At 44.4% G+C, this 12,424-nt stretch carries 9 protein-coding genes; 3 read left to right on the forward strand and 6 right to left on the reverse strand.

The window, feature by feature from the left end; genetic code table 11:
• Positions 1-6 precede the first annotated feature (6 nt).
• From K6G33_RS08780 to nifS, 5 genes are all read right to left on the reverse strand, one after another.
• A complete protein-coding gene (locus tag K6G33_RS08780; protein WP_296778447.1) occupies positions 7-1,086 on the reverse strand; it encodes a GGDEF domain-containing protein in 1,080 nt (359 codons plus the stop codon).
• 283 nt (positions 1,087-1,369) lie between these two features.
• Positions 1,370-2,746, reverse strand: a complete 1,377-nt coding sequence (locus K6G33_RS08785) for a hypothetical protein (RefSeq protein ID WP_296778449.1) — start codon at positions 2,744-2,746, stop codon at positions 1,370-1,372.
• Between the two features lie 15 nt (positions 2,747-2,761).
• Complete coding sequence (locus K6G33_RS08790; RefSeq protein ID WP_296778451.1) at positions 2,762-3,328, reverse strand: sigma-70 family RNA polymerase sigma factor; 567 nt, start codon at positions 3,326-3,328, stop codon at positions 2,762-2,764.
• 375 nt (positions 3,329-3,703) lie between these two features.
• The gene (gene nifU, locus K6G33_RS08795) at positions 3,704-4,123 is read right to left on the reverse strand and encodes a Fe-S cluster assembly scaffold protein NifU (protein WP_296778453.1); all 420 of its coding nucleotides are present in this window, start codon (positions 4,121-4,123) and stop codon (positions 3,704-3,706) included.
• Positions 4,124-4,138: 15 nt separating this feature from the next.
• Positions 4,139-5,329, reverse strand: coding sequence for a cysteine desulfurase NifS (nifS, locus tag K6G33_RS08800; RefSeq protein WP_296778456.1), 1,191 nt, complete (start codon positions 5,327-5,329; stop codon positions 4,139-4,141).
• Positions 5,330-5,722: 393 nt separating this feature from the next.
• Here nifS and K6G33_RS08805 point away from each other — a divergent pair, with 393 nt between their 5' ends.
• Positions 5,723-7,012 carry an O-acetylhomoserine aminocarboxypropyltransferase/cysteine synthase family protein gene (locus K6G33_RS08805; RefSeq protein WP_296778459.1) on the forward strand — a complete coding sequence of 430 codons (1,290 nt, stop codon included), beginning with the start codon at positions 5,723-5,725 and terminating at the stop codon, positions 7,010-7,012.
• Positions 7,013-7,433: 421 nt separating this feature from the next.
• On the forward strand, positions 7,434-8,381 hold the full coding sequence (locus K6G33_RS08810) for a flavodoxin family protein (protein WP_296778461.1): 948 nt from the start codon (positions 7,434-7,436) through the stop codon (positions 8,379-8,381).
• 211 nt (positions 8,382-8,592) lie between these two features.
• Here K6G33_RS08810 and K6G33_RS08815 read toward each other — a convergent pair whose 3' ends face one another.
• Positions 8,593-11,022, reverse strand: a complete 2,430-nt coding sequence (locus tag K6G33_RS08815; protein ID WP_296778465.1) for an extracellular solute-binding protein — start codon at positions 11,020-11,022, stop codon at positions 8,593-8,595.
• Positions 11,023-11,388: 366 nt separating this feature from the next.
• On the opposite strand from K6G33_RS08815, the gene K6G33_RS08820 reads away from it, so the two are divergent.
• Positions 11,389-12,408: a hypothetical protein gene (locus tag K6G33_RS08820; RefSeq protein ID WP_296778466.1), complete on the forward strand. Its 1,020-nt coding sequence runs from the start codon at positions 11,389-11,391 to the stop codon at positions 12,406-12,408.
• Positions 12,409-12,424: the final 16 nt, after the last annotated feature.

A 12,424-nucleotide genomic window follows, 5' to 3' on the forward strand; every position in this document is an offset into this window, starting at 1 on the left:
GACAGCTCAGGATACTGTCGGAGCATTTTTTGTGTATTCGTTTTCATTTTTAGGCCATACAATGCAGTTTTTTCCGCATTTCTTGCCGATATAAAGGTATTCGTCTGCTTTCTTGACAACATTGTCGAATTCAGCACGCTTTCCTGAGGCAAGCCCTACTGTTACGGTAACGTGCTCCTTGTTGGGAAGAATAATTTTTTCTGAAATGATCCTGCACAAAAGCCTTGCTCTTTCATAAGCAGACTCAATATCCATGTCCTTGTAATAAAGGATAAATTCCTCGCCGCCCCACCTGACAGGATAGAGGCTGTCACCATTCAATCCTTCCTGAATGCATGATGAAAGCTTTTTTAATACTTCATCGCCTATATCGTGGCCAAAGCGGTCATTTATCTTCTTGAAATTATCAATATCAAAGAGCACGATGCTTATCTGATCCTTTTCGCCCTTGATAACAGCATCATACAGAAATCTTCTGTTATAGAGCCCTGTAAGCGGATCGTGAGTTGAGCTGTAATCAAGCTCGGTTTTTATCATATTTAGTTCAAGCTCATAGAAAAACGAGGTGTAGAGCACTGTAAGCAGGGTTATTATAAGATTTATAAAATTGAATATCCTTGAGTACGGAGAAAGCTCTTCAAATACCTGTGAAAAAAAGCTGTGGGGTATCAGTATCTGTGTATGATGTATCATTAAAGCAGATAATACGCCAAATATCTGGAATATGAACCGCTTTTTGCCGTATGAGGGACAAAGATAGAAGATGGCAGGTACCATGCCTATGACATAATAAATGAAGCCGAAGGTATTCCTTGTAAATATCTCACAGAGCGTAGAAAAGAGTATTATTTCAAAATATGCCCAGACAGTAGCCTTTTCGGATTTTTCTCTGTCCTTTGAAAATAAAAGAAAAAGAACGTAGAAGACAGAGCTCAGTCCATTGATAAAGCACAATGGGATAGCGCCCATGATAAAAAATACGGAAAAATAGGCGATATGTACTATAAGGCACATGACAAGGAACACTGTATTCCTGTTTTTTCCCATTTTATTCAGCAAAGCTGAGATATTGCCTGTTTTTTTCAATTATTATCCCCCCCCTGTTCTGAGTATAGTCGGGTTTAATACATTATACACTATAATAAATATTATTTCAATAAAAAAATATGAACGGCTGCACAATAATTATTGATTAATTGTCAGAAAATAAGAGAAAATAACCGTGATCCGGGATATATCAGCATTTTTTGGAGCTGCCATACAGAAGTTTTGCCCCTGAGTGCATCAAAAACACTTAGGGGAAATGTGTTTATTTACTGAACAGAACAAATCAAACGTTATTCCAAGATATGGAGCGTTTTGTGTTATATCAGTTATCCAACAGTGGTGAGAAATCGCCGATATAATACTGTCTGCCGACTGATATCCAGTTCTTTGAATTGAATTTGGAGACCCAGCTGTTAAATTCCTCTTCACTGATTGGTCTGGCGTTCAGACCGTAGGGTGAATCGTCGGGATCGTCAAGCTGATGATAATGAATGAACATATCATTGTATGGATAATGTTCTTCAAACCTTGTCAGATCATAGATGACGCCAATGTTATCAACATAGCTATAACCTATATAGTGGTCTTCTTTGGAGATTTGAGTAACACCGTAATCGCCAAATCGCAGTACCTGTACAGTATTATTAATGCCTATTGCGTTACCATTTTCATAATAGTATATTTGTACATAGTCACTTTTTTCAGTACCTGATGATATGAAAAGCTCTGGTATGCCGTCGCCGTCTATATCCTGAAGGTCCCACATAGGATCATTAAAAACTGTTCCAGCATTTATTAGATTTACAAGCTCTTTTCGGTATGCAGATTTCCAGTTTGTTTCGATAGTTTCAACGTGTTCTTCACGAACAAGACGTGCAATATTGCTGTTGCCGAAATGAAGCTCATAAGGTCTTGATTCGACATAATAGGCACGTGTCGTGAGGAAAGCGGTTCCTGAGTATTCATTTGACGAGAAATCAAGACACTGTAACCTTGTTCCGCCTATTTCTTCAACGGCATTGCTGATAGTACCGTGTGTGACATTGCCGCTGTTATCGGTCATGGTATATGCCGCATCAGCAGTTATCTCAACTGTGCCCATATAATCAGCTGATTCCGGGATAGAAAGATTGTTTACGCTTGACATCTCGTATCTCCATGTGCCCACAAAAGGCTTGATGAATTCGGTATCAGCAGTTTCTTCTGTATTGTTGTCTTTGCCGTCAGAAGCTTTTGCTGTTACGGTTGTTGTAGTTGTTGTTACGGCAGTTCCTGTGATAGTTGAGCCATTTTCGTCTGTTGAAACGATATTTGTGCCTGTTCCCGTAGATGTTGTGACTGTAACAGCAGGAGTTATACCGCCGTCCCCGTGTGGCTTGGTGTGTCTTTTGAGCATTGCTGTACTGCCGATAGCGATACCAGCGATAAGGAGTATCGATGCAGCTGTTGTCAGCGGAGTGAGCCATGCAGGTCTTTTGCTGTGCTCAACGCCTTCAACTACGTCACCATGAGTCATTTTTATACTATTATCTCTCTTTGTTCTTTCTTTTTCTGCCCTTTGCTTTCTGAACTTCTTTTCGCTCATCACGAATATTTTTTCGAGCTGTTCATCTGAGATCTCGGGGCATTTGTCTATTAATCTTTCCATAGAATCATACTCCGCATTTTCTAGAACATCGAATATGTTTTTCTCTTTCATAATAGCTCCCCCTCCTTATCTTCCCATTCCGACTTCCAAAAGCTTAGTGCGCAGCTTATCCATAGCTCTTGCACAGCGCTGTCTGACTGCTGCAGCCGTCATTGAAACGCTTTCTGCTATTTCTTTGGAATTTCGGTTGTAATAGAATTTCTGGATAAGTATAGTAGAATCCGGTTCGCCCAGTTCATCTATCTTATCGAGGAGCACGCGGCGGAGTTCAGAGCGGTCAACGCGTTCGTCAACGCTGAAGTCCGAGACAAGCTCCCTCATATCGTCCTCATCAGTCTCGGAAATATGGCTGCCTCTTGCAGACAGGCTGCGGAAGTAGTCGATAGCCTTTCTTTTGGCGATAGTTCCGATAAGGTATTTCAGATCGTTTTCAGATGATAAGTCATATTCACACTGCATAAAAAGTGCTGCAAACACGTCACTGACACATTCCTCTATATCTTCACTGGTGCCGCAGCCTCTTAGCTTATTATAAACGATAGCATAAACGTATCTGCCATATTCTTTGACGAGAGCTTTATGACAGTTGACCGGTGAGCTTTTCATCAGTGCTGTCAGTTCTCTGCTTGTCATTTTCATTCCTCCCTGCGATTTATAATGTAAGGCCGACCTTTCATAAACAACAATCGTAGCCGGCTGTTCAAATGTTACATTTAGGGCAAAATAATTTTTGAAAATCATCGTTTTCTATTTTAACACAAAATAAATAAAAGTGCAACGGTGCGGGTATAAATCATAATTTAACGCCTTTGGCGTCCCGAAAAATTGGTATTGTAGGGGCGAACATTGTTCGCCCGTGTCAAAATTGATGTGTATGTTTGCGGGCGCACATTGTGCGCCCCTACATCATTAAATTTTGATTTAGATAACCGAAAAATGCCCCGAGGCGCTTTAAAACGCTTCGGGGCTAAGCTTTTGTATTCAAATCATGCGGATACAGCGCTATCCTTATTCTTCCTCGGGTACCTTTATTTCGCCTACTATCGGAACAGGATCAATACCCTGCTTTGTGTAGTAGTCTGAAAGAGCTGCGCGGACAGCCTGCTCAGCAAGCACAGAGCAGTGTATCTTTACTGCCGGAAGTCCGTCCAGTGCCTCTACAACAGCCTGATTTGTCAGTTTAAGAGCATCGTCGATAGACTTGCCCTTGATGAGCTCTGTAGCCATTGAAGATGTAGCAACTGCTGCACCGCAGCCAAAAGTCTTGAATTTGACGTCAGTAATGGTATTTTCGTCTATTTTGAGGTACATTTTCATAATATCTCCGCATTTTGCGTTGCCTATCTCGCCAACGCCGTCAGCGTCCTCAATTTCGCCGACATTGCGCGGATTTGAAAAATGATCCAGAACCTTTTCACTGTAAAGCATATTTATTCTCCTTTATTATTCGTAATCTTCGCCCTTCATCATTCTTTCCCATACAGGTGACATTGAACGCAGGCGATCAACTATTTTTGGAACAACTTCAAGGATATAGCCGATATCCTCGTCGGTAACGTCCTCCTCAATTGAAAGACGCATAGAGCCGTGAGCCACAGCGTGTTTCAGACCAAGAGAGAGCAGAACGTGTGACGGATCGAGTGAGCCTGATGTACAAGCTGAGCCAGATGAAGCGCAGATACCGTTCATATCCAGCATGAGCAGCAGTGATTCGCCCTCGATACCCTCGATAGAGATGTTGAGATTTCCTGGAAGACGCTTGTCCCTGTCGCCGTTAAGACGTGTGTAGGGGAGCTTGAGTATACCGTCGATGAGCCTGTTTCTGCGTGGAGTTATCACAGCTGCCTTTTCTGCGATATTGCGTGTTGCAGCTTCGATAGCAACTCCCAGACCTACGATAGCAGGGACATTTTCTGTGCCTGCACGCTTGCCGCGCTCCTGACCGCCGCCGTGGATAAGATTGGGGAGGACAAGTCCCTTGCGGATATACAGAGCGCCGATACCCTTCTGAGCGTGTATCTTGTGTCCCGAAAGGGAGAGCATATCAATGCCCTGTTTGTGGACGTCTATCTCAACGTGTCCCACAGCCTGAACAGCGTCGGTGTGGAAGAGAACGCCCTTTTCGTGGCATATGGCAGCTATTTCCTCTATGGGCTGTATAGTGCCTATCTCGTTGTTTGCATACATTATAGTAACAAGAGCGGTGTCCTCATGGATCGCATTTCTTATATCCTCGGGATCAATAAGTCCCTTGTCGCTTACAGGTATATAAGTTACCTCAAAGCCGTGCTTTTCAAGATATTCTGTGGTGTGAAGCACAGCATGGTGCTCAAAGACGGAAGTTATGATGTGTTTTTTTCCTTTTTTTGCCATGAGCTCAGCAGTACCCTTGATAGCCCAGTTGTCAGCCTCAGAGCCGCAGCTTGTGAAGTATATCTCACGGGGCTCAGCGCCGAGAGCTTTTGCTACCTTTTCACGTGCAGTCTCAACTGCCTTCTGAGCGTCGCGTCCCAGCTTGTATATGCTTGAAGCATTGCCATAGCCTTCGCGGAAATAGGGGAGCATAGCCTCCAGAACTTCCTCCGAAACAGCCGTAGTAGCGGCGTTGTCGGCGTATATAAAACGTTTTTCCATATTTATCCTCCGGTGTATTTAAAGTATTCCTATTGACTTAGTATATTATAACACAGGGCTTTTTGAAATGCAAGCTGTGTTACCCTTACGAAACAAAACCTGCTGTGTATACATTATATAATAAACCGAGGGCACAACGTCTTAGTTATAGATTAATTCTATAACCGGCTATGAAATTTATGCATTGGACAAATATACTAATCCGATGTATAATATAGACATACCAAACGAAAGGAGAGGTAAAATGAAACAAATGAATATGCTTGACCGTCTCCGTTCTGTAGAAAGAGGGACAGACCGAATGTGCGGCTGCCGATGTTTATAAAAAGCTTTACACGAACAGATCATTATTAATATAAATTTTAAGTATGGATTTTTTAGGAGGAAATTACAATGGCTAATAATAAATTACATTTCGAGACACTTCAGCTTCATGTCGGACAGGAACAGGCTGATCCTGCTACAGACGCAAGAGCAGTACCGATTTATGCGACTACATCTTACGTTTTCCATGATTCACAGCACGCCGCAGACCGATTTGGCTTGAAGGATGCAGGCAATATCTACGGCAGACTTACAAACTCAACACAGGACGTTTTTGAAAAGAGAATAGCTGCTCTTGAGGGCGGTATCGCAGGTCTTGCAACAGCTTCCGGCGCAGCTGCTATCACATACACCATTCAGGCTCTTGCAAAGGCAGGGGAGAATATCGTAGCTTCAAAGACTCTCTACGGCGGCACATACAATCTTTTTGCTCATACGCTTCCCCTTTACGGCATAACAACAAAGTTTGCTGATCCTGACGTTGAGGGCAGCTTTGAATCACTTATCGACGAGAACACAAAGGCTCTCTACATCGAGACACTGGGCAATCCTAATTCCAACGCTATCGACATTGAGAAGATCGCCAAGATAGCTCACGCTCACAGTATCCCTCTCGTAGTTGACAATACATTTGCAACTCCTTATCTTGTTCGTCCTATCGAGTACGGTGCAGATATAGTAGTACACTCTGCAACTAAGTTCATCGGCGGACACGGTACAGCTATCGGCGGTGTTATCGTTGACAGCGGCAATTTCGACTGGGCAAAGTCAAAGCGCTATCCGTGGGTTTCAGAGCCTAATCCAAGCTACCACGGCGTAAGCTTCACAGCAGCAGTAGGCGCAGCTGCATTCGTTACATATATCCGTGCTATCCTTCTCCGTGATACAGGAGCTACAGTTTCTCCGTTCCACGCATTCATCTTCTTACAGGGACTTGAGACACTTTCACTCCGTGTTGAGCGCCACACAGAGAATGCTAAGAAGATCGTTGACTATCTTGCAAAGCACCCACAGGTAGAAGCAGTTCATCACCCGTCACTCAGCTCGGAAAAGAGCCATGAGATATACAAGAAGTACTTCCCCAACGGCGGCGGCAGCATCTTCACCTTTGATGTAAAGGGTACTGAGGACGATGCAAAGAAATTTATCGACAATCTTGATATATTCTCTCTCCTTGCAAATGTTGCTGACGTTAAGTCTCTCGTTATCCACCCTGCTTCGACCACACACTCACAGCTCACAGAGGCAGAGCTTGCTGAGCAGGGTATCAAGCCGAATACTATCCGTCTTTCTATCGGTACAGAGCACATTGATGACCTTATCGCAGCTCTTGACGGTGCATTCGCAGCCATAAAGTAAAAGCCTGACAAGGGGAGCCCCCTCTGGCGGAACGCAGGTTACATTTACGAGTCTGTAATTTCATGCTCGGTAACCATATTTTTCCGTAAAGAGAAGGCGACTAAAGTGACCTCCATAGAATAACAAAGCCCGAAAGAAGACTGAGCTTCTTTCGGGCTTTTTAAATAACCGAGTAATATTATACCATTTTTTTAAGATTATTTCAAGCTGCAAGATATACAATATTTAAAGCAAATAATTGTGAGATTTACTTTGGATTTAATATTGATTTTATCTCAAAAACACAGTATAATGTATATAAGGTGCAAAATTATGCTGTGCAGAAGTATTATTTTGTGTAATTTGCAGTATTGCAAATGTCGGAGTACCTGTTTTTTCTTGGCGATTCGTATCATTAATTTAAAAAAGGAGTTGTACTATTATGGCATTTAAAGTAATGGGTGTAACAGTAGGAAGAAAGGACAGCAACAGCGAGATATTGCTCAAGGAAGCACTGCTTGTCTGTCAGGAGCAAGGCGCAGAGGTGTCGCTTATCAACCTGAGAGATTTCAATCTCCTTGACTGTAATGGCTGTACAGCTTGTACTATGGGTATGTCTATGGGCAAGAATACAGGCTGTTCGCTGAAAAATGCAGACGATAAGGACAGGATAATGAAGGTGTTCCTCGATCAGGACGCGGTTATCTTTTCTGCTCCTACATATGAGCTCATGCCCTCGTCGCTGTTCCTCAAATTCATGCACAGAAATTTAGCATACGAGACAGCATTTCTCACCAAGATCGGCGCTATCCAGCATCGTGACCGCGTAGGTGCTCTCATGGCAGTAGGCGGCTCTACACGTTCATGGCAGTCAATGGCGCTTGAATGTATGCAGATAACTACAGTTACAAGCAGCTTCAAGATAGTTGATATGTATATGGCAACAATGGTCCCTGCACCTGCACAGGTGCTTCTCCATGAGGAAAAGCTTGCCCGTGCAAGAGAGATAGGCGAAAACGTTATGAAGGCGCTGAATACTCCGCCTGCTGAGCGCAAGTGGCTGGGCGAGCCTGATTACGGCTGGTGTCCTAACTGCCACAGCAACTGCCTCTGCTTAGGCGAGCCGCAGTGGCGCGGACTTCAGTATCCTATCGAGTGTGCAGTCTGCGGAGCAGGCGGCGACCTTGAAAAGACTCCCGACGGCAAGTGGAAATTCGTTATCGCCGCAAATGGTCTTGAGCGTGACCGTACCACAGAGGAAGGACGCGGAGTTCACTGTGATGAGATAGCTGATACACAGGGAGGCTTCTTCATGGACCCCGAAAAGCCGAAGATAGTGGCACAGAGGCTTGAAAAGTACAAGAAGATAACCTTTAAAGGCTTAGAATAATGAAAAAGGCTTGAAAAGGATAGCAGCATAAGAAATATATCTATATAAAAGTTTTGCCCCTAAGTGTTACAAATCGCTTAGGGGCATTGTGTTATATTCGATCGTATAGATAAACCAGAATTTAGCCGTTAGCCCATTGTAGGGGCGGCGAAGCCGCTTCCTAATGGCTAAGAGCTAAAGGCTAAGGGCTTCATAGTTTTACGCCTTTTTGTCAGTTTTTCTCGCTGACAATTATGGATATTCGGTTCTGCATCATTTTTGCGGCTTCTTCAGCGGAGCTTTCGCCGTTAAAGAATGCGTCAGCCTCCTCATTGCATATGGACTGAGCATCGTGATCCATAGCATTTGCGAGAGTATCACAGCTCAGTATATAGCGCTCAAGATCGTCGCGCTCCTTCTGAGTGAGGGGATACTGCGTAAAACCAAGCTTTGTCTGCCTGCTTTCCTCCTCTGCGCCGCCGAAGGTGCTGAGCTTCATTTCCTTGTCGAGCTCCTTTTCAAGGTCAGCTATGAGTGATGGATAACCATAGGTGTACGGATTTCCCTGTTTGTTCATGTCAAAGTAGGTCTTTATGAACTCCCATGCGCCCTCTTTGACCTTGCTTTTGGCGCTGACAGCGAAATGAGCGTATATATTGAGCTTTCCGCCCTTGCCGCTGCTTGTGGGATAGCCGGCAAATATGAAGTCTTCGCCGCCGAAGACCTCAGCTTTTTCCCAGCTCATCTGATTATCGCTCTCAAAATGTATGACTGAGGCAAGGTCCTCATCGTTAGCTATCCAGAACGCCTTGTTATAATAGTATTGCTCGAAATTTGAGGTATCGTTGAATTTATCGGGCTTATCCACCTCCATAACGAAGCGGTCGCAGAATTTCAGCAGGTCAATGAACTCGGGAGTATCAAAGTGACACTGACCGTTTTCAATATCCACAAGGTCGGACTGTCCTTCAAGGAGTATGCGCAGCATTTCCTTTTTGTTTATGCCGTCATATTTGTGGGGAGCGTCGGCATTGTCGTAGATATCCATCATTTCCTGTATGGTCCAGTTTTCATGGTCAAGGAATTTTGACTTGATACCTATAGTTTCAAGACCGAATGAGGGTGATATGCTGTAAAGCTTGCCGTCCTTGCTTTCAAGAGCGCGGAGAACGTTGGGAGCTACGGTATTTCGGCTGACCTCACTGTCGCCGTCCATGAGCTCATAGAGGTCTGTGAAAAAGCCCTTGCTGCCTAAAAGTGCAATGGTATTCCTGTCTGAGATTATCATATCGGGAGCATTACCCGACATAATGTCGAGCTGTAGGAGCTTTTTCATCTCATCGTTCTGCTTCTGGGCTTCATTGGCGTTGTGGACCTCGTCGATACTTCCGCCGTTCTGCTCAACATATTTATCATAGTAGTTTACTGCCTTTACTCTGTACTTATCCTGACTTCTGTTGAAGCTGCTGAACATCTGATCGTCATTATAGTTGCTTATGATACCAACTGTTACCACCTTAGTTTCAGCGGCTTCTCCTTCGGTACGGCGTACCAGCTTATATATGATGCATCCGTTCTCGTTATAGCTGCCGCCGAAGCCGTAGAACTCGCCGTTTCCTGCGCTTACCACCTGCATTGGCTGGGTATCAGCGTCAGACCAGTTCAGCAGCTTTTCCTTTGAGCCGTCGCTCTTTATGCCGTACAGGTCACTGTCGTCGGAGTAGAGCAGGGGATAGTCTCCGAAGCCGTTCATTACTCCATTATAGCCTGTTATATTGGTTGTGTTCACACTGAGTATGGGAGAACCGAAGGACTTCCTTTCGGCTTCAAATGGGAAGACCTCGAACACTGATTTTGAGTAATCGCCGTTAGGTGCGTAGCTGTAGGCGAGAAATGGCTTCCCGTCGGGAGCTGTGACTATATATGCCATAGTTCCTGAGCTGTTTTCCACAGGTGAGCTGATCCTTTCGAGGCTGCCGTCGCTTCTGCATAGCAGAATAATGCCGTCAGAAACAGTGAGCAGAGCGCTGTCTGCGTTTATCTGCATAAATGAGCCGATGTAGAAGCTTTCCGTATCCTCCGCATATTCCTCAATATCATCGAGCATTGCAAAGCTCCTTGCTGAGCCGTCCTTATTGTAGAAGCATACACCGTAAGAGGTCTTGCGGTTTGCATAGAAGCTCTCATAATCGAAGCTTTCGTCGTAGCTGAGCTTTGGCAGCTTGACTCCGCCGTCGTCATAAATGCTGTACAGTACTGCGATGTCACCATCGGGAGCAAAGGAATAGCTGCCTGTAAAGTCATCTGCGGAGCTGACCTCGTCGGGGAGCTTTAGCTCTGCTTTTTTGATCTCGGAAAGATCGCTGCTGAATGAATACAGGTATTCCTTTTCTTCAGCCATGATGTAGCCTGTGCCGATGTAGCTGCCATCATTCAGCTGTACAAATCTGCCGATACCGTCAAATTCGGATATGGTCTTGTAGTTTATAGTCTTATATGAGCCGTCAAGGAGCTCCTCGGCGGTCTCGGGAATATTCTCGGCGGATACAGCAGTTGGCTTTGGCTGCTCTGTGTCGGAGGACTTTTTAGCTTCTGCACAGGAGCTGAGTGACAGGCAGGCTGCCGCTGCAAGAGCTGCTGCGCGGATAATATTGTTTTTCATTTTGTTAGTTCCTTTCACATAGATCAGCAAATTGCTGAGTTTTCACTATATATAACGAAAAAACGGACTGATATGTGACATCAGGCAAAAATTTTTTGATGGTAGTGTTGCTTTATTGGCTGTTATATGTTACAATAAAAAGGCTGAGGCTTGAATATTTGATTTGTTCGTGATATTATTACAGCTTCTTTTCGCACATTCGGCGGCTAAATATATGCAGATCTTTCGGAAAGTGAAATATAGCACTCCAAAAATCTGTCATTATATATGCGGACACGCTGCTTCAGATATTACTCCCACGGGAGCAGAAAGAGGAAAAATAATGATAATATATATATTTAATAATGCGCAGGAGCTGTCTGCGTAATGGCTTATAAAATAAAAAAAGGACGGCTTATTATTGCAATAGGCATTTTTACGGCCGTTTTCACATTAATGCTCATAGTTTTCATTGCCATTGCATTAAGGATAAAAAAGCCGGATCAAAGCAGCAAAAGCTCTGAGATCGTTACAACTGAAGCTGAAACTGCTGAGGCCGCAACTACTTCTGTCACCACCACTGAGGCTGTGACCACCACCGAGACCGTGACTACCATTGCTCATATTGATGATATATACTGTAACAGTGCAGTTTTATACTCTATGGGCGGCAAAAAGTTTCTGTACGAGGACAAGATCAATGAGAAATACGCTCCTGCCAGCCTTACAAAGCTGCTTACGGCGGCTGTAGCTCTGAAATACGTAAATGCCGAGGCTGTATTCCCCGTTGGCTCGGAGCAGGCTCTCGTTCACGGAGGCTCAAGTCTCTGCGGACTTGTCGTAGGTGACGAGGTTACGTTAAAGGACCTTGTTGCGGGACTGCTTATGTCATCGGGCAATGATGCGGCATATACCATAGCGGTCTCTACAGCCCGTGCACACAGTCTTAACCCCGATATGACCGACAGTGAAGCAGTTGAGTATTTCTGCGGCATGATGAATAACTTTGCTGAGTTTTTAGGCATGAAGAACAGCCACTTTACAACTCCTGACGGCTGGGACGATGCCGATCAGTATGTAACGGCAGCTGATCTGATGTTGCTGACAGAGTATGCCCTTTCAGTGCCGGAAATAAGCGAGGTCGTGGGAGTTCACAGCAAAGAGGTCGAGATAAGCTCTGGCAGGATACTTTCATGGGAGAACTCAAACGCACTGCTTGATCCTATGAGTCCATATTATACAGAGGGGGTTCTCGGCGTAAAAACGGGGACCACCGATCTGGCTGGAAACAATCTCATCACTGTATACAAGAAAAACAGAAGAACTTATATCGCAGTGGTATTGGGCTGCGATACCGATGACGAGCGGTATATGCTCACAAAGGAGCTTCTGTCATACTGTGAATAAAAAAAGAGCTCTTTCA

The organism is Ruminococcus sp. (assembly GCF_024691275.1).
In the GTDB taxonomy this organism is placed as follows: Bacteria; Bacillota; Clostridia; order Oscillospirales; family Ruminococcaceae; genus Ruminococcus.

Coding starts and splice junctions, on each gene's coding strand:
- K6G33_RS08785 (WP_296778449.1), bottom strand. CDS start 2,746: ATGAAAGAGAAAAACATATTCGATGTTCTAGAAAATGCGGAGTATGAT.
- K6G33_RS08790 (WP_296778451.1), bottom strand. CDS start 3,328: ATGACAAGCAGAGAACTGACAGCACTGATGAAAAGCTCACCGGTCAAC.
- nifU (WP_296778453.1), bottom strand. CDS start 4,123: ATGCTTTACAGTGAAAAGGTTCTGGATCATTTTTCAAATCCGCGCAAT.
- nifS (WP_296778456.1), bottom strand. CDS start 5,329: ATGGAAAAACGTTTTATATACGCCGACAACGCCGCTACTACGGCTGTT.
- K6G33_RS08805 (WP_296778459.1), top strand. CDS start 5,723: ATGGCTAATAATAAATTACATTTCGAGACACTTCAGCTTCATGTCGGA.
- K6G33_RS08810 (WP_296778461.1), top strand. CDS start 7,434: ATGGCATTTAAAGTAATGGGTGTAACAGTAGGAAGAAAGGACAGCAAC.
- K6G33_RS08815 (WP_296778465.1), bottom strand. CDS start 11,022: ATGAAAAACAATATTATCCGCGCAGCAGCTCTTGCAGCGGCAGCCTGC.
- K6G33_RS08820 (WP_296778466.1), top strand. CDS start 11,389: ATGGCTTATAAAATAAAAAAAGGACGGCTTATTATTGCAATAGGCATT.